13 protein-coding genes are annotated in these 17,932 nt (G+C 70.6%); 5 read left to right on the top strand and 8 right to left on the bottom strand.

The features are described 5' to 3' along the window. Window positions 1-95: 95 nt before the first annotated feature. The gene (locus tag AC0T5L_RS23425; RefSeq protein ID WP_476167636.1) at window positions 96-1,625 is read right to left on the bottom strand and encodes a GMC family oxidoreductase; all 1,530 of its coding nucleotides are present in this window, start codon (window positions 1,623-1,625) and stop codon (window positions 96-98) included. 206 nt (window positions 1,626-1,831) lie between these two features. Here AC0T5L_RS23425 and AC0T5L_RS23420 point away from each other — a divergent pair, with 206 nt between their 5' ends. Then, window positions 1,832-2,746 (top strand): AraC-like ligand-binding domain-containing protein, encoded by a 915-nt coding sequence (locus AC0T5L_RS23420; protein WP_476167635.1) that lies wholly within the window; start codon window positions 1,832-1,834, stop codon window positions 2,744-2,746. Window positions 2,747-2,877: 131 nt separating this feature from the next. After that, window positions 2,878-4,911, top strand: a complete 2,034-nt coding sequence (gene paaZ / locus AC0T5L_RS23415) for a phenylacetic acid degradation bifunctional protein PaaZ (protein WP_476167634.1) — start codon at window positions 2,878-2,880, stop codon at window positions 4,909-4,911. Between the two features lie 258 nt (window positions 4,912-5,169). On the opposite strand, the gene AC0T5L_RS23410 is transcribed toward paaZ, so the two are convergent. The 3 genes from AC0T5L_RS23410 to pdhA are packed head-to-tail and all read right to left on the bottom strand — an operon-like array spanning window position 5,170 to window position 8,643. Further along, a complete protein-coding gene (locus tag AC0T5L_RS23410; protein WP_476167633.1) occupies window positions 5,170-6,567 on the bottom strand; it encodes a dihydrolipoamide acetyltransferase family protein in 1,398 nt (465 codons plus the stop codon). Further along, complete coding sequence (locus AC0T5L_RS23405) at window positions 6,564-7,556, bottom strand: alpha-ketoacid dehydrogenase subunit beta (RefSeq protein WP_476167632.1); 993 nt, start codon at window positions 7,554-7,556, stop codon at window positions 6,564-6,566. Before AC0T5L_RS23405 ends, AC0T5L_RS23410 begins: the two co-directional genes overlap by 4 nt. 1 nt (window position 7,557) lies before the next feature. Next, window positions 7,558-8,643 (bottom strand): pyruvate dehydrogenase (acetyl-transferring) E1 component subunit alpha, encoded by a 1,086-nt coding sequence (gene pdhA, locus AC0T5L_RS23400; RefSeq protein WP_476167631.1) that lies wholly within the window; start codon window positions 8,641-8,643, stop codon window positions 7,558-7,560. Between the two features lie 487 nt (window positions 8,644-9,130). Here pdhA and AC0T5L_RS23395 point away from each other — a divergent pair, with 487 nt between their 5' ends. After that, window positions 9,131-9,628 (top strand): phosphoribosyltransferase, encoded by a 498-nt coding sequence (locus tag AC0T5L_RS23395; protein ID WP_476167630.1) that lies wholly within the window; start codon window positions 9,131-9,133, stop codon window positions 9,626-9,628. A gap of 4 nt (window positions 9,629-9,632) precedes the next feature. On the opposite strand, the gene nrfD is transcribed toward AC0T5L_RS23395, so the two are convergent. The 3 genes from nrfD to fdh are packed head-to-tail and all read right to left on the bottom strand — an operon-like array spanning window position 9,633 to window position 14,880. Continuing rightward, window positions 9,633-10,736 carry an NrfD/PsrC family molybdoenzyme membrane anchor subunit gene (nrfD, locus tag AC0T5L_RS23390; protein WP_476167629.1) on the bottom strand — a complete coding sequence of 368 codons (1,104 nt, stop codon included), beginning with the start codon at window positions 10,734-10,736 and terminating at the stop codon, window positions 9,633-9,635. Further along, window positions 10,736-11,629, bottom strand: coding sequence for a 4Fe-4S dicluster domain-containing protein (locus tag AC0T5L_RS23385; RefSeq protein ID WP_476167628.1), 894 nt, complete (start codon window positions 11,627-11,629; stop codon window positions 10,736-10,738). Before AC0T5L_RS23385 ends, nrfD begins: the two co-directional genes overlap by 1 nt. Next, window positions 11,626-14,880: a formate dehydrogenase gene (fdh, locus tag AC0T5L_RS23380; protein WP_476167627.1), complete on the bottom strand. Its 3,255-nt coding sequence runs from the start codon at window positions 14,878-14,880 to the stop codon at window positions 11,626-11,628. Before fdh ends, AC0T5L_RS23385 begins: the two co-directional genes overlap by 4 nt. Before the next feature lie 366 nt (window positions 14,881-15,246). On the opposite strand from fdh, the gene AC0T5L_RS23375 reads away from it, so the two are divergent. Both AC0T5L_RS23375 and AC0T5L_RS23370 read left to right on the top strand, forming a co-directional pair. Then, window positions 15,247-16,905: a catalase gene (locus AC0T5L_RS23375; RefSeq protein WP_476167626.1), complete on the top strand. Its 1,659-nt coding sequence runs from the start codon at window positions 15,247-15,249 to the stop codon at window positions 16,903-16,905. A 10-nt stretch (window positions 16,906-16,915) separates the two neighbouring features. Further along, entirely contained in the window at window positions 16,916-17,380 is a 465-nt protein-coding gene (locus AC0T5L_RS23370; protein WP_476167625.1) for a hypothetical protein, read from the top strand. A 67-nt stretch (window positions 17,381-17,447) separates the two neighbouring features. Here the strand turns inward: AC0T5L_RS23370 and AC0T5L_RS23365 are convergent, their stop codons facing one another. Then, window positions 17,448-17,909, bottom strand: a complete 462-nt coding sequence (locus AC0T5L_RS23365; RefSeq protein ID WP_476167624.1) for a DUF4383 domain-containing protein — start codon at window positions 17,907-17,909, stop codon at window positions 17,448-17,450. Between the last annotated feature and the right edge of the window lie 23 nt (window positions 17,910-17,932).

Below are 17,932 nucleotides of genomic sequence, written 5' to 3'. Positions count from 1 at the left end.
CACCTCGTCTCTCGCCCGCGTCGCTCGCGGTGCTCGTGGGTCTTTCGGGCCGTGTGTGCCCGGGCCACGCGTGGGCCCGGGGTGTGCGGTGGCCGTCACGGGTGGTCGGCGAGAATGAGGTCGGACGCCTTCTCGCCGACCATGATCGCCGGTGCGTTGGTGTTCCCCGAGGGAACGGAGGGCATGACCGAGGCGTCCGCCACCCGCAGCCCCCCGACGCCGTGGACGCGCAGCGCCGGGTCCACCACGGAGAGGGAGTCCGGGCCCATGCGGCAGGTGCCGACCTGGTGGTGGTAGGTGGTGACCGCACGCCGGACGTAGTCGCGCAGGTCGTCCCGGGTACGGGCGTCCGGCCCGGGGGCCACCTCCGCCTCGCGCCAGTCGTCGAAGGCGGCCGAGGCGCCGATCTCCCGGCAGATCTCCACCGCGTCGACCAGGCACTCCAGGTCGTGCGGCTCGGACAGGATGTTCGGGTCCACCAGGGGAGGGGCGGACGGGTCGTCGGAGGCCAGCCGCAGCGTGCCCCGCGAGAGCGGACGGACGATGCCGGGCGCGATGGTGTAGCCGTGTTCGGGCACCGGGTAGCCGTCGGCGGGCAGCACCATGTGGATGAAGAGGGGCTGGAGGTCGGGGACCGCGCGTGCGGGGTCGGTGCTGGCGAACAGCTGGCTCTCCAGCAGGTTCCCGCTACCGGGGGGAAGGGGGCGGCTGGCCTCGTAGATGTTGCTGACCAGCAGGTGGTCGTGCAGGTTCCCACCGACGCCGGGCAGGTCGAGGACGACGTCCACGCCCACTTCGGTGAGGTGGTCGGCGGGTCCGATCCCGCTGTGCATGAGGACCTGGGGCGAGCCGATCGTCCCTCCGCTGAGCACGACCTCGCGCGTCGCCCTGGCCTGCCGTACGCGGCCGTCGGCCTCGTACTCGACGCCGACCGCGCGGCCTGACTCCATTAGCACCCTGTGGACCGGGGCACCGGTGGTGACGGTGAGGCCGGGGTGGGACCGGACCGGTTCCACGAAGCTGCGCCAGGCGCTCATCCGCGCGTCCCCCGCTATGGTCGCGTGGTTGAACCCCGCGCCGAGCATCCGCTCCCCGTTGAAGTCGTCGGTGACGGGGTGGCCCAGCGCGGCGGCCGCTTCCACGAACGCGCGGGAGGCGGGGTGCGGGTCGGCGATGCGCGTGACCGGGAGCGGCCCGCCGGACCCGTGCCACGGACCGGATCCGTCGACGTGGTCCTCCGAGCGCTTGAACAGGGGCAGGACCGAGTCCCAGTCCCATCCGGTGCACCCGGCGTAGGCCCAGGAGTCGTAGTCGGCCCGGTGTCCGCGGACGTAGATCATCCCGTTGAGAGAGCTGCTCCCGCCAAGCACCCGGCCACGAGGCCAGTGCAGGGAGCGGCCCGCCGCATGCTTCTGCGGCACGGTCATCACGGCCCAGTCCAGCGGGGAGTGCCACAGGCCCGGCCAGCCGCGCGGGTCGTGGATCCCCGGTTCGCCGTCGGCGGGGCCTGCCTCGACGACGTGCACCGTGTGCCCGGCGTCCAGCAGGCGTCGGACGACCACACTGCCGGAGGAGCCGGAGCCGACGACCACGAAGTCGTGTTCGGCGGGGCTGGCTGTGTCCATGGCGTTCCCTTCCCGGGCTCTTTGCTGGCTGCGCAGAAGTTACGCCGGGGCCGCCTCCGCGGACCGCCGTTTCCCGCACCGCCACTCGCCGTTTCCCGCACGGGGCACGGGCGCCTTGTCCGCCCGAGAGTGACGGGGATAACATCCGGTCAGCCCCGGGCGCGGAGACGCGCGCATGTCAGACGCGTGGGGGAAGGGAGCAGGGCGTGGAGACCGTGCAGTCAGCCGACTGGATCGACCGTTTCGAGGCCGAGGCCTCCCGGGCCTTCGCGCCTTTGCGCATGCGGGCCGTCGGCGACCACCCCTTCCACGGCGCGTTCACCTCCACCAGGGTCGACCAGCTGGTGCTGACCCGCATCCGGGCCGATCCGGTGGTGGTGCGGCGCGACCCCGGGGTGATCGGCTCGTCGGATCCGGACCTGATCAAGGTGGCGTGGCACGTCTCGGGCCGTGCGGGCGTGAGCCAGGCCGGGCGACGGTGCATGCTCGACCCCGGCGACCTGGTGGTGTACGAGACGGGGCGCCCCTACGAGCTGCCGTTCTGGGAGCCGTACGACACCGTGGTGGCGGGGGTGCCGAGTGCCCTGTTCGGGGCACACGCGGACCTGCTGCGGCGCCGGGTGGCGATACCGGTGCGCGCGGACAGCGGGTTGCGCGGGATCGTCTCGTCACTGTTCCAGGGTGTGGCGTCCGGGCTGGAGGAGGAGGCGGGCGGCGCGGCGCGGCACCACCTGGCGTCGGCGCTGGTGTCGCTGGTGTGCGCGGCGTTCGCGGACGCACCCGGCGACGAGGGCACGGACCCGCTGGCCCGTGTGCGGGCGTACTGTCTGGCGAACCTGTCCGATCCGGGCCTGTCGGTGGAGTCGGTGGCGGCGGCGCACCGGATGTCGGCCCGATACCTGTACAAGCTGTGCCGCGATCAGGGCTTCACCCTGGCACGGTGGATCCGCTCGGAGCGGCTGGTGCGCATCCGGCGGGACCTGGCGGACCCGCTGCTGGCCGACCGGAGCGCGTCGGCGATCGCGGCGAGGTGGGGGGTGCTGGACTCGGGGCACCTGGGACGGATGCTGCGCTCGGAGTTCGGTGTGACGGCAGGTGACATCCGCGCCGAGGCGGACTGAGGGCCCCTGGCCCGTTTCAGGGGCGAAAGCCCCAGCTGGGAAGCGGTACGACCCCCCGGGCACTATTTACTGACCGATCGGTCTGTAATACTGTTCGCAAGAGACCCACAGCCCGAGGAGAGGACCGTCAGGTGTCCGAAACACTGCAAAGCTACGCGCAGGGGACGTGGTTCACCCCCACGGACGAGGGCACGCCCCTGGCCGACGCGAACACCGGTGAGACCGTCGCCCGTATCTCCGCGAACGGACCCGACGTCGCCGGGATGGTGGACCACGCGCGCCGCGTCGGCGGTCCCGCGCTGCGTGCGCTCACCTTCCACCAGCGCGCGAACCTCCTCAAGGAGGTCGCCAAGCACCTGATGGAGTACAAGGAGGAGTTCTACGCGCTCTCGCACCGGACCGGCGCGACCAGGCGCGACACCGCCGTGGACGTGGACGGCGGCTTCGGCACGCTCTTCAGCTTCTCCAGCAAGGGCCGCCGCGAGCTGCCCAACTCCACCGTCATCATGGACGGCCCCCTGGAGCAGCTCGGCAAGCAGGGCACGTTCGTCGGCCAGCACGTGTACACGTCCCGTCCCGGCGTGGCCGTGCAGATCAACGCCTTCAACTTCCCCGTGTGGGGCATGCTGGAGAAGCTCGCCCCCGCGTTCCTCGCCGGACTGCCGAGCATCGTCAAACCCGCCGGCCAGACCGCCTACCTCACCGTCGCCGTCGTACGGCGGATGATCGAGTCCGGCCTGCTGCCGGAGGGCTCCCTCCAGCTCCTCGTCGGCACCCACAAGGGGCTGCTCGACAACCTGGGCCCGCAGGACATCGTGGGCTTCACCGGATCCGCCGCCACCGGCGCCATCCTGCGCAACCACCCGAACGTGGTCAGCGGCGGCGTGCAGCTCAACGTCGAGGCCGACTCCCTCAACTGCTCGGTCCTCGGCCCGGACGTGTCCGAGCAGGACCCCGAGTTCGACCTGTTCGTCAAGCAGGTCGTCGCCGAGATGACCGTCAAGGCCGGGCAGAAGTGCACCGCCATCCGCCGGGTCATCGTGCCCGAGTCGATGGCCGAGGCCGTCACCGGAGCCCTGACCGACCGCCTGTCCAAGGTGGTCGTGGGCGCGGCGGACGACCCGGACACGCGCCTGGGCGCGCTGGTCTCGCGCGACCAGCGCGAGGAGGTCCGCAAGGCCGTCAAGGCGCTGCGCGCCTCCAGCGATATCGTCTACGGCGACCCCGAGAACGTGGAGGTCGTCGGTGCCGACGCCGAGGCCGGCGCGTTCATGTCCCCGATCCTGCTGCGCGCCGAGCCCGGTGCCCAGGAGCCCCACGATGTGGAGGCCTTCGGCCCGGTCAGCACCGTGATCACCTACGGCGGTGTCGCCGAGGCCGTGGAACTCGCCGCCCGCGGCAGCGGCAGCCTGGTGGGGTCGTTGGTGACCAACGACCCGGACGTGGCCCGCGAGGTCGTCCTGGGCGTGGCGCCCTGGCACGGGCGCATCCTGGTGCTGAACCGGGACGGCGCCAAGGAGTCCACCGGCCACGGCTCCCCGCTTCCCGTCCTGGTGCACGGCGGTCCCGGACGCGCGGGCGGCGGCGAGGAGATGGGCGGCGTGCGCGGCGTCAAGCACCACATGCAGCGCACCGCCGTGCAGGCCTCCCCGGACATGGTCACCGCGATCACCGGCCACTGGACCACGGGGTCGGAGCGCAGCGTGGGCGACGTGCACCCGTTCCGCAAGGACCTGTCGCAGCTGCGGATCGGCGACACGATCCGGTCGGCGGAGCGCACCGTCACCCGGGCCGACATCGACCACTTCGCGGAGTTCACCGGCGACACCTTCTACGCGCACACCGATGAGGAGGCCGCCGCAGCCAACCCGCTGTTCGGCGGGATCGTGGCGCACGGCTACCTGGTGGTGTCGCTGGCGGCGGGCCTGTTCGTGGACCCGGCCCCGGGGCCGGTGCTGGCCAACTTCGGCGTGGACAACCTGCGCTTCCTCACCCCGGTGAAGGAGGACTCCACCATCCGGGTGACGCTGACCGCCAAGCAGATCACGCCGCGCACGAACGCCGACTACGGCGAGGTGCGCTGGGACGCCCTGGTCACGGACCAGGACGGCGAGGCCGTGGCCACCTACGACGTACTCACCCTGGTCGCCAAGGGCGAGGAGTAGGCAGACGGACCTGTGGACAGGTGGCCTTGTAGACGAATGTCCATGTAGGCGAGTCGACACGGCGGTGCCCCCGGTCGCGATACGGCCGGGGGCACCGCCGTGTCCACCGGTCCCCGCGTCACGGTCAAGCTCACGAGCGGCGGGGTACCGGGGCAGCGAACACACTGCCCGGACGCACCACGTGCGCAGGTGCGTCAACGAACGGGAAGCGCCCCGGGGTGCCGACTCCCCGGGGCGCTCGTTCTGGGTGGCCCGCGCCTACAGGCGGGCGATGGCCGCGGCCGGGTTCTCCATGGCGTCCGCGACCACGCGCATGAAGCCGGCGGCGGCCCCGCCGTCGCACACGCGGTGGTCGAAGGCGAACGACAGCTGTGTGATCTTGCGTGCGGTCAGCTCGCCGTCCACGACCCACGGCCGGTCCAGGATTCTGCCGAGGCCGAGGATCGCCACCTGCGGGTGGTTGATGATGGCGGCGCTGCCGTCCACCCGCAGCGACCCGTAGTTGTTGAGGGTGAAGGTACCGCCGGTCATCTCGGCCGAGGATGCCTTCCCCTCCCGGGCGGCGGCGGTGAGCCGCCTGATCCGCGCGTCGAGCTCCAGGGTGGTGAGCCGGTGCGCGCCCATGACCGCCGGAGCGACCAGGCCCCGGTCGCTCTGCACGGCCAGGCCCAGGTTCACGCCGTCGTACTGCACGAGTTCACCGCGTTCGGTGTCCACCAACCCGTTGAGTTCGGGGTAGGCGCGCAGACCGGCGAGCACGAACCTCGCCACGTAGGACAGCAAGCCGGGTCCGGACGGGTCGGACTGGCGCAGACGGACCAGCTCGGTCGCGTCCACGTCCACCCAGACGGTCGCCTCGGGGATCTCGCTGCGGCTGCGGGACAGCGACGCGGCGACGCTCTTGCGGAACCCGCTCATGGGTACGCGCTGGGATTCGACCAGCCCCGTGCGCGTGTCCACGGCACCAGCCGGGACGGGCTCGGGCCGCGTGGCGGAGGCGGGCTCGTCCCGCGTGCGCTCCGCGGCGGGTCCGGCCGGAGCCCGGGCCGCCTCGATGGCGGCGCGCACGTCGCGCCGGGTGATGAGCCCGCCCGGTCCGCTCCCGTCGACCTCGGAGATGCGCAGTCCGGCCTCGCGTGCCATCTGCCGCACCAGCGGCGAGGTCACCAGCGGGGGACGCGTGACGCTCGGGGACGGCGCGCCGTCCCCGGGGGCGGCGGCGGGCACGGCGGGCTGAGCCGGGACCGCTGGCGGGCGGCCGCGCGGACGGCGGCGGCGCCCGGAGCCCTGTGTCTCCGGCGTGCCGTAGCCGATCAGCACGTTGCCCGATCCCGCTCCGGCGCGCTCCTCCTCGCGGTACCGCTCGCCCTCCGCCGACGCCGGCGCGGCGGCGGGTCCGCCCCCGGCGGCGTCGGAGCCGTCGGCCACGCTGATCAGCGGCTTGCCGACCTCCATGACACGGCCCTCCTCGCCGTGCAGCGCACTGACCGTGCCCTTGAAGGGCGAGGGGACCTCCACGATCGACTTGGCGGTCTCCACCTCCACGATCGGCTGGTCGACGGCCACGGTGTCGCCGACGGCGACGAGCCACCGCACCACCTCGGCTTCGGTGAGTCCCTCTCCCAGGTCGGGAAGGTCGAAGGTCTGCGTCGTCACTGGTCCTCCCACTGAAGGTCGTCGACGGCATCCAGGATCCGGTCCACGCTCGGCAGCTGGAAGCGCTCCAGCTTCGGTGGCGGGAACGGGATGTCGAAACCGGTGACGCGGCGCACCGGTGCGGCCAGGGAGTGGAAGCAGCGCTCGGTCACACGCGCGGTGATCTCCGAGGCGACGCTGGCGTACCCGCTGGCCTCGGCGACCACGACGGCACGTCCGGTGGAGCGCACCGCCTCGCACACGGTGGCGTCGTCGAAGGGCACCAGGGAGCGCGCGTCCACCACCTGTAGGCTGCGGCCCTCCTGGGCGGCGGCCTCGGCGGCCTCCAACGCGGTGGGCACCGACGGCCCGTAGGCGATGAGGGTGGCGTCGGTGCCGGGGCGGCGCACCACGGCCCTGCCGATGGGCGGTTCGGGGGTCGACAGGTCGACCTCGCCCTTGCCCCAGTACAGCTTCTTGGGCTCCATGAACACGACCGGGTCGTCGGAGGCGATCGCCTCGCGCATCAGGAAGTAGGCGTCAGCGGGTGTGGACGGGGTGAGCACGGTCAGGCCGGGCGTGTGCGCGTAGTAGGCCTCGGAGGAGTCGCAGTGGTGCTCGACACCGCCGATACCGCCCGCGTAGGGGACACGGATGACCATGGGCAGGCTGACCCGGCCACGGGTGCGGTTGCGTGTCTTGGCCACGTGGCTGGCGATCTGCTCGAAGGCCGGGTAGGCGAACGCGTCGAACTGCATCTCCACCACCGGGCGCATGCCGTTCATCGCCATGCCCGTGGCCATGCCCACGATGCCGGCCTCGGCGAGCGGTGTGTCGAAGCAGCGGTCCTCGCCGAACTCGGCGGTGAGTCCGTCGGTGATGCGGAAGACCCCGCCGAGGGGGCCGACGTCCTCGCCGAAGACGTACACCGTCTCATCCTCGGTCATGGCGTCGCGCAGGGCCTGGTTGAGGGCCTGGGCCATGGAGAGCTTGGTGGGGTCGGTCGCCATGTCAGTTGCCCTCTCTGCTCAGTTCGTCGGCCAGGAAGGCGGCCTGTTCGTCCAGCTGCGGCGTGGGGGTGGAGAACACGTGCGCGAACAGTTCGGCGGGCTCGGGGTCGGTGTCCTTCGATACGCCCTCGCGCATGGCGGTGGCCACGTCCTCCGCCTTCCCGGTGATCTCGGCCTTGCGGGCCTTGGTGAGCAGTCGCTTCCTCCTGAGGTAGCTCTCCATGCGCAGCAGCGGGTCCCTGGCCTCCCAGGGGTCGACCTCCTCCTGGCTGCGGTACCGGCTCGCGTCGTCGGCGTTGGTGTGGGCCTGCATCCGGTAGGTGTGCGCCTCCACCAGCTGGGGTCCCCCTCCGGACCGGGCGGCGGCCACGGCACGGTCCAGCACGGCGAGCACGGCGGGGGTGTCGTTGCCGTCCACCCGCTCGGCGTTCACCCCGTAGCCGACGCCCTTGTGGGCCAGTGACGGGGCCGCGCTCTGCCGTGCCAGGGGCACGGAGATGGCGTACTCGTTGTTCTGCACGAAGAACACCACCGGGGCCTTGAACACGGCCGCGAAGTTCATCGCCTCGTGGAAGTCGCCCTCGCTGGTGGCCCCGTCGCCGCACAGCGCCATGGCCACCGTGTCCTCACCCCGCAGGCGCGCGGCGTGCGCGACGCCCACCGCGTGCAGCAGCTGGGTGGCCAGCGGCGTCGCCTGCGGCGCCACCTTGTGGGCGTGGGGGTCGTAACCCGCGTGCCAGTCGCCCTTGAGCAGGGTGAGGACCTCCACCGGGTCCACCCCGCGCGCGATCACGGCCGCGGTGTCTCGGTAGGTCGGAAACAGCCAGTCGCTCTCCGCCAGGGCCAGGGACGCGCCCGTCTGGCAGGCTTCCTGTCCGTGCGAGGAGGGGTAGACGGCCAGGCGGCCCTGTCGCACGAGGGCGCCGGCCTGGTCATTGACGCGGCGGCCGATCACCAGGGAGGCGTACGCGGCCAGCAGCCGCTCCGGGCCCGGGAACGGCAGGGCGGCCCCGGACACCGGGCTCCCGGTCTCGTCGAGCAGCCGTACCGGCTGCTCGGAGGGGAGAAGGTCCCGGTCATCAGCCATGGCTTCCAACCTCCTGTGTCAGAAATATATGTACAGACACATGGTGGTGTTTGTTGCCATATGTTCGCTACATGGGCGAAAAGTTCAAGAAAACGTCGCACATAATCGGGGATTTTCGAGCAATTCGTCCAACCATGTGACCCAGAACACCGCACACCGTGGACAGGTGGTCGAAGGACGCCGTCCTCGTCGACCCACCGCACGAGGAGGCCGTGTCGGCGGTGTACCTCTGGTACCGGGTGACACGTCGCCAGAGCGCCGCGTCGGACGGGGTGGGGCGTTCACCGGATGATCTTGCCCCTACTGGCAGTGTCGGCGGCCGAGGTCGCCAGTACGGGCAAGGTCATCGCTGTCGGGCGCCTGGACGGGGAGCGCCCCGACCCAGGCGGTCACCGCACTAGCATGAAGCGGTGCCCCGGGTTCCCCCACCTGCGCGGAATCCGACGGGAGCGCACACCACACCACCGGGAAAAAGAGGGGGAACTCCGTGAGCGACGAGCGCGAGAACCTGAGCTATGAGCTCTTCGGCACCGCGATCCGCGACCTGGCCCACACGATCGCCGACGACGGGTTCGAGCCCGACATGATCCTCTCCATCGCTCGCGGCGGCCTCTTCGTCGCCGGGGGCCTGGGGTACGCGCTCGACGTCAAGAACCTGCACGTCATGAACGTGGAGTTCTACACCGGAGTGGGCACCACGCTCGACATGCCCGTCATGCTCCCTCCGGTGCCCAACCTGGTCGACCTCGGCAGCAAGAAGGTCCTCGTCGCCGACGACGTGGCCGACACCGGTAAAACCCTCAAGCTCGTCCACGACTTCTGCGCCGAGCACGTCGCCGAGGTCCGCAGCGCCGTGATCTACGAGAAGCCGCAGTCACTGGTCAAGTGCGAGTACGTCTGGAAGCACACCGACCAGTGGATCAACTTCCCCTGGTCGGTGGAGCCCCCGGTGGTCTCCCGTCCGGACCAGGTCCGCGACGCCTGACCCGTCAGTCCCCGGGCTCCCTCGCCGGGGGAACGGCGTCGGCTCCGCCTCCGCCCTCCCGTGCGGCCTCCCGCTCGGCCATCCGGCGGCGCTGCGGCACCACCGTGTACTTGGGGTCGGCGGCGGACTGCTTCCCGGCGTAGAAGACCCCCAGGCGGGTGCAGGCCGACCCCGCGAGCAGGGCCGCACCGCTCAGCGCGGAGGCCAGGCGGCTGCGGCGGCCGAGGACCGCGCCGGCGGCCCCGGCCAGGGTGAGCGCCTTGGAGGTGCGGACGAGGGCACCCGCCCTCCCCTCGCGGTAGGGCTCGCCGGACAGCCCCATCCGGTGCTCCATGGTGCTGGAGAGCGCCGTCTCCAGCAGGGCACCGCCCACGGCCGCTCGGCGCGCGGGCCCGCTCTGCGCCAGGGGAGCGGTGAGCAGGCCCGCCCCGCCCGCCGCCGCGGCGGCGGAGGAGGCGAACACGAACGGCATGTACCGGTAGCCGTCGTGCCAGGAGGGCACGGCGGTGTCGCAGACGAGCGGCGCCGTGTAGGTGGCCACCAGCGGACCCACCGCCCCGGCACCGAGGGTGGCGGCACGGCCGGTCCGCGGAAACCAGCCGGTGGCCGAGGTCACGGCGGCGACCCCGGCGAGGGGACCGTAGGCCATGAGGATCCACGACCCGACGCTCATCGGCGAGGTCGGCTTGAACACCCGCAGCATGTTGAGGAAGCGATCCGGCCGCCCCAGGTCGTGGATGAGCGCGGCCGTGGAACCGGAGATCGCACCCAGGGCGGTGTACTTCAGCGGCCGGGCCAGGTCCGGACGTCCGGTCATCTCGGCACCCGCGGCGAGCACCGAGGAGGCGCCGGCCAACCCGCCCAGGAACAGGTACCCGCCGATGTCGGGGGCCTCCCACACGATCTGGTTGAGGACGGGCTTGCCGTAGTAGGACCGGAACTCGGCGTCGGGCACCCGGGTGGGCTCACCGCGGCCCCTCCTCCGGCGGCGTCCGCCGCCGCGCTGGCGGCGCTGCTCCTCCCCGACGACGTCCGCGGCCCCCGTGATCGCCTCCCGGCCCGGGCGCTGCCCGCGCATGCCCTGCTTGGTCACGTCCGACGTGTTCATCAGCGCCTCCCCGTAAACGCCGCGGCCGCTCCGACCAGCAACGCGGCGGCCGCGACACCGGCGTGTGCCCACATCGACGGAAGGTCCCGCGTGGTCACCACCGGGTCCGGCGGCAGCCCGTAGACTTCGGGCTCGTCCAACAGCAGGAAGAACGCGCCCGCGCCGTCCACCCCGTTCGACGGGTCCTCGCCGTACAGGCGGGCGGAGGACACCCCGGCCTCCTGCAGGTCACCCAGGCGCTTCTCGGCGCGCTCGCGCAACTCGTCGAGGTTGCCGTACTGGATCGAGTCCGTGGGGCACGCCTTGGCGCAGGCCGGTTCCATGCCGTCGCCGAGCCGGTCGTAGCACAGGGTGCACTTCCAGACCCGACCGTCGTCCTCACGCTTGTCGATGACTCCGTAGGGGCAGGCGGGGACGCAGTACCCACAACCGTTGCAGATGTCCTCCTGCACCACCACCGTGTCGAACTCGGTGCGGAACAGGGCGCCGGTCGGGCACACGTCCAGGCAGGCGGCGCTGGTGCAGTGCTTGCACACGTCCGAGGACATCAGCCAGCGGAACTCACCCCGTTCGTCGGCTCCGGTGGCGGCGCCGGGCAGCTCGAAGGACGGCATGCCCAGGTCTACGGCGCCGGGACGGCCGACGCCGCCGGGGTCCTGGAAGCCGAGGGGCTCGCGCTGCTCGATGAAGGCCACGTGGCGCCACGTGTCGGCGCTGAGCCCTCCGCTGTTGTCGAAGGACATGGCCGTGAAGTCCAGGCCGTCCTCGGGGACCATGTTCCATTCCTTGCAGGCGACCTCACACGCCTTGCAGCCGATACACACACTCGTGTCGGTGAAGAAGCCGACCCGTTCGGGGTTCTCGCCTCCGCCGTTCTCTGAGGACACGCTCACACCTCCAGTCCCGTCTGTTCCGTGATTCCGGCCCGCTCCTGGTACTCCCGCACCAGGTCGAGGCGCTCGGGCCCTCTGGGGCGGCGGCCCGGCCGGATGTCGGCCGTGATCGCCTTGACCTCCTGAATGTGCACGTTGGGGTCCAGGGACATCGACATCAGCTCGTTGGCCGCGTCACCCGTCGAGTACCCGTTGGGCCCCCAGTGGTAGGGCATCCCGATCTGGTGGACCACCCGCCCCTGCACCCGCAGGGGGGCCATCCGGTCCGTGACCATCACCCGGGCCTCGATGGCGTTTCGCGCTGTGACGATGGTGGCCCAGCCGCCGTGTTCCAGGCCGCGCTCCTCGGCCAGCTCGGGGCCGACCTCGCAGAAGAACTCGGGTTGCAGCTCGGAGAGGTAGGGCGTCCACCGGCTCATCCCGCCCGCGGTGAAGTGCTCGGTGAGCCGGTAGGTGGTCACCACGTACGGGAAGACGTCCGCGCCCGGGGTGCCGGGAGCGGGGTGGTACCGGTTGTACTCGTGCGGGTACGTCAGCCGGGTCGGGTTGCGCTGGTGGCCGTACAGCGGGTTCGCGAACGGCGTGTCCTGCGGTTCGTAGTGGGTGGGCATCGGACCGTCGTTCAGTCCGGCGGGCGCGTACAGCCACCCCTTGCCGTCCGCCTGCATGATGAAGGCGTCCCTGCCGCTCAGCGCCGCCACCCCCTCGACGCCCTCCGGCGGACGGTAGTCGGGCGCCTTGCGGTTCTCGAAGTCGGGCGTGTCGTGCCCGACCCAGCTGCCCTGTTCCGCGTCCCACCAGATGAGGCTCTTCCGGGGGCTCCAGGGTTCGCCGTTCTCGTCCGCGGACGCGCGGTTGTAGAGGACGCGCCGGTTGTCCGGCCAGGCCCACGCCCACTCGGCGGCGATCCAGTCCTGCTCGGTGTGGGGCTTCTTGCGTGCCGCCTGGTTCACCCCGTCCTTGAAGACGCCGCAGTAGATCCAGCAGCCGCAGGACGTCGACCCGTCGTCTCGCAACTCGGTGTAGACGGTGAGCGGGCGGCCCTCGGCGTCGTGGCCGTTGATCTCCCGCAGGACCGCGGCCGCGTCGGGCTCACCGTCCTCCTCCAGCGGGTAATCCCAGGTCAGGTCGAGGATCGGACGGTCCTTGGGGTCGTCGGAGTCGGCGAGGATCTCGCGGGTGATCCGGCCCAGGTGGTACATGAACCAGAGGTCGCTGCGCTGGTCCCCGCTGGGCAGCACGGCCCGGTCGTGCCACTGGAGCAGCCGGTTGGTGTTGGTGAAGGTGCCCGACTTCTCGGTGTGCGCCGCCGCGGGGAAGAAGAACACCTCGGTACCGATGTCCTCGGGCCGCTTCTCCCCGGACTCGATCTCCGGACCGTCCTTCCACCAGGTGGCGCTCTCGATCAGTGAGAAGTCGCGTACGACCAACCAGTCCAGTTCGGCCATGCCCATGCGCTGGGCCCGGCTGTTGGCCGACCCCACGGCGGGGTTCTCCCCCATGAGGAAGTAGCCCTTGCAGTCCCCGGCGATCTGGGCCATCACGGTGTCGTAGTGGCTGTGGGACCCCGTGAGTCGGGGGACGTGGTCGAAGCAGTAGTCGTTGTCAGCCGTCGCGCTCTCTCCCCACCAGGCCTTGAGCAGACTGACGGTGTAGGACCGCATCCCGTCCCAGAACCCCTTGCGCGGGTTACCCGCGGCCAGAATGTAGGTGTCCAGGGACTGCTCCTCGTGGGCGTGCGGCATCGGCAGGTAGCCCGGCAGCAGGTCGAACAGGGTCGGCACGTCGCTGGACCCCTGGATGCTGGCGTGTCCGCGTAGCGCCTGGATACCGCCGCCCGGGCGCCCGATATTGCCCAGCAGCAACTGGAGGACGGAGGCGGCACGGATGTACTGGGAGCCGACGGTGTGCTGGGTCCAGCCCACGGCATAGCAGAACGCGCTGGTGCGGTCCCGACCCGAGTTGCTGGTGAGGTGGTCGCACACCCTGCGGAAGGTCTCCTGCGGGATACCGCAGATCTCCTCGACCATCTCCGGCGTGTAGCGCGAGTAGTGACGCTTGAGGACCTGGAACACGCAGCGGGGGTCGGTGAGCGTCGGGTCCTCCTGGGGAACCTCCCGGATCACCGCGCCGCCGGAGCCCTGCTGTTCGGGACGCCCGGCACGGCTGGTGTCGAGGGACTCCTCCAGCCGTTCCTTGAACAGCTGGTTGCGGTTGCCGGAGGCGGCGGCCACCTCCGCCCCCTCGTAGCTCCAGGTGCTGGCGTCGTAGCTCTTGTCCTCCTCCGAGAATCCGGAGAACAGGCCGTCCAGGTCCTCGGTGTCCTGGAACTCCTCGCCGACGATCGTCGCGGCGTTGGTGAAGGCGAGCATGTAGTCGCGGAAGTACTTCTCCTCGGTGAGGACGTGGTTGATGATCGCGCCGAGGAAGGCGATGTCGGTGCCCGCGCGGATGGGGACGTGTAGGTCGGCGAGGGCGCTTGTGCGGCTGAAGCGGGGATCGACGTGGATGACCACCGCGCCGCGCGCCTTGGCCTCCATGACCCACTGGAAGCCGACCGGGTGGGCCTCGGCGAAGTTGGAGCCCTCGATGACGATGCAGTCGGAGTTCTGCAGGTCCTGGAGGAACATGGTCGCCCCGCCGCGGCCGAAGCTCGTGCCCAGCCCGGCGACGGTGGAGCTGTGGCAGACCCGGGCCTGGTTCTCCACCTGGATGACGCCGAGCGCGGTCAGGAGCTTCTTGATGAGGTAGTTCTCCTCGTTGTCCAGTGTGGCTCCGCCGAGGCTGGCGATCCCCAGGGTGCGGGCCACCCGGCGTCCGTCATGCTCCTGCTCCCAGGTCTCGTCCCGGGTGCGGACGACCCGTTCGGCCACCATGCGCATGGCGGTGTCGAGGTCGAGCTCCTCCCAGTCGGTCCCGTACGGACGGCGGTAGAGGACCTTGTCCACGCGGGAGGAGCCGGTGGTGAGCTGGAGGCTGGCCGACCCCTTGGGGCACAGGCGCCCCCGACTGACCGGTGAGTCCGGGTCCCCTTCGATCTGGACGACCTTCTCGTCCTTGACGTAGACGTTCTGGGAGCAGCCCACCGCGCAGTAGGGGCAGACCGACTGCACGACCCTGTCGGCGCTCTCGGTGCGGGCCCCCAGGTTCTCCGACCGTTCGGACTTCGCGGCGGCTCCGAGTCCCATCCGGTCCTCGCCGGTGAGCTGCCGGTAGACCGGCCACGACTCGATCCACGTGCGTATCCCCATGCTCGCCTCCGCATCGGCCCCCGGGCCCGTCGATGTCTCCAGGTATCCCGCTACCCACGGGCACGAGGACCATGAGTACGGGTTTCCACAGTGCGGCGAGGAGCCTCGCCGGTCGGCGAGGACACGCCGCCCGTGGCGGACCCGTGGGGATCCCATGGCGGCGGGAAGGTGCGGCGTGGCGGTGTTTCACGTGAAACACCGCAGTCGGAACACCTGGACGGGCCCTTCCGCGTAGCTCCTGGTCAGAAAGGGTTCCGCGCGGCCCGCACTTGGTAAGAACTTCTTCTGCCGTGGGTTTCCGGACACGGCGGTGGGCAGGGGAAGCCTGAAGAGCGAACGTGACGACTTGGTGGGGGGACCAGTCACATGACCGACGTATCCAGCCAGGGGTCGGCGCCGGGAGACGACCGCGAGGTGCTCACGAACCGCCAGGGCCATCCCGTCTACGACAACCAGAACCAGCGCACGGTCGGTGAGCGGGGACCCGCCACTCTGGAGAACTACCAGTTCCTGGAGAAGATCAGCCACTTCGACCGGGAGCGCATCCCTGAGCGGGTGGTGCACGCGCGTGGCGTGACCGCGTTCGGCTACTTCGAGGCCTACGGCAAGTGGGGCGAGGAGCCGATCAGCCGCTACACGCGGGCCAAGCTCCTCCAGGACCAGGGCAAGCGCACCGACATCGCGCTGCGCTTCTCCACCGTCATCGGCGGCCGCGACTCCTCCGAGGCCAACCGCGACCCGCGCGGATTCGCCATCAAGTTCTACACCGAGGAGGGCAACTGGGACCTGGTGGGCAACAACCTCGCGGTGTTCTTCATCCGCGACGCCATCAAGTTCCCCGACGTGATCCACGCCCTCAAGCCGGACCCGGTGACCTTCCGGCAGGAGCCGAACCGCATCTTCGACTTCATGTCGCAGACACCCGAGTGCATGCACATGCTGGTCAACCTGTTCAGCCCGCGCGGCATCCCGGCGGACTACCGGCACCAGCAGGGCTTCGGCGTCAACACCTACAAGTGGGTCAACGACGTGGGCGAGACGGTCCTGGTCAAGTACACGTGGATGCCCAAGCAGGGCGTACGGAGCATGACCGAGGCCGACGCCGCCAACGTCCAGGCGGACGAGACCGGGCACGCGACCAAGGACCTGCACGAGGCCATCGACCGGGGCGACTACCCCGAGTGGGAGCTACTCGTACAGATGATGAGCGACGAGGAACACACCGAGCTCGACTTCGACCCGCTGGACGACACCAAGACCTGGCCGGAGCAGGACTTCCCGCCCAAGCCCGTGGGCCGGATCGTGCTCAACCGCAACGTGTCGAACAACTTCACCGAGAACGAGCAGATCTCCTTCGGCACCGGCGTGCTCGTGGACGGCCTGGACTTCTCCGACGACAAGATGCTGGTCGGCCGCACCTTCTCCTACAGCGACACACAGCGCTACCGGGTGGGTCCCAACTACCTGCAACTGCCGGTGAACCAGGCCAAGAACACGAGCGTGCACACCAACCAGCGCGACGGCCTGATGGCCTTCTACCAGGACACGGACGGGGAGAGCCCGCACGTCAACTACGAGCCGTCCATCACCGGCGGTCTGCGCGAGGGGCAGTACCCCACACATGACGAGCAGGGGCCGGAGATCCGGGGGAGGCTCACCCGCAAGCGCATCGTGCGCACCAACGACTACAAGCAGGCCGGGCAGCGCTACCTGCTGATGGAACAGTGGGAGCGCGACGACCTCGTGCACAACTTCGCGACGCTGTTCTCCCAGTGCGACCGGCCGATCCAGGAGCGGATGGTCTGGCACCTCCTCCTGGTCGAGGACGACCTGGGACTGCGCGTCGGCAAGAGGCTGGGCATCGGACCCGAGGACGTGGCGCACCTGGACCCGCTCCAGAGCCAGACCCTGACCGACGAGGACCGCCAGCGCCTGGCCAACCTGGGCCGAAACGGCACCCGGGACGTGTCGGGGCTGACGATGACCCACTGTGTACCCAACCAGCGCCACAGGGTCGAGCGCTGAGGTGGGCGGCGTGAAACCGACGAGAGCGCTCGCGGGAACCTCGTCCGCCGTGGGCAGGGGACTGCTGGCCGGTCTGGTCGGCACCGCCGCCATGACGGTCTCCAGCACAGCCGAGGCGAGGCTGCGCGGCAGGGGAGGCAGTTCCTCCCCCGCCGACGCCGCGGGGAAGGTGCTCGGCGTGCGGCCCAGGGACTCCTCGGGCGAGCAGAGGTTCAACACCGTGGTCCACTGGGGCTACGGAACCTCGTGGGGAGCGGTCCGAGGACTGATCGGCGCCGCCGGGCTGCACGGGCCCGCCGCGGCGGCGGCGCACCTGGCACTGGTGTGGGGCGGCGAGCAGGTCGTCCTTCCGACCACCGGTACCGCGCCCCCGGCCTGGCGCTGGGGGCCGGGGGAGATCGCGGTGGACCTGCTGCACCATTCGGTCTACGCCTGCGCCGCCAGTGCCGCCTACGAATGGCTGGACCGGCACTGACACGAGGTGAGAACGCGAACGGGCCCCGGGAGACTCCCGGGGCCCGTTCTGCGTGTCGCTGGCGGCGTTAGCGCCTAGCGGCCCCGCCGACGGGTGCCAGGACGAACCCGAGCGCTATCATGCCCACGCCCAGTCCCAGGTGCAGCCAGTTGTCGGCGTTGTTGAGCGGCACGAAGTTCGCCGCGCTGTCGAGGTCGACCACCAGGCCGTACAGCCACAGCACCAGGTAGACGACACCGCCGCCGACGAGGAAGAGCTTCGCCATGGCCGCGGTACGCGCCATCGCCACCCCGGCCACGCCGAAGGCCAGGTGGACCAGGTTGTGCAGGATCGACACCTGGAAGAGCCCGAGCAGGTGGGCCTCGGAGCCGTGGCCGGCGAACTGCATCTGGCCGTAGTTCGTGGTCACGCCGGGGATGAACCCCATCAGGCCCACCAACAGGAAGACGATGCCGACGATGAGCGCGGCGAGGCGGACCGGCCGCCTGGACAGGCTGGTCTCGCCCTGGGATGGCATCTGTTCGGACATGGTTTCCTCCACCGTGGTCGCGT

The organism is Nocardiopsis sp. TRM 82005 (assembly GCF_056312425.1).
Note: the sequence above shows the minus strand (reverse complement) of the source record. Positions and strands in the feature narration are given on the sequence as shown.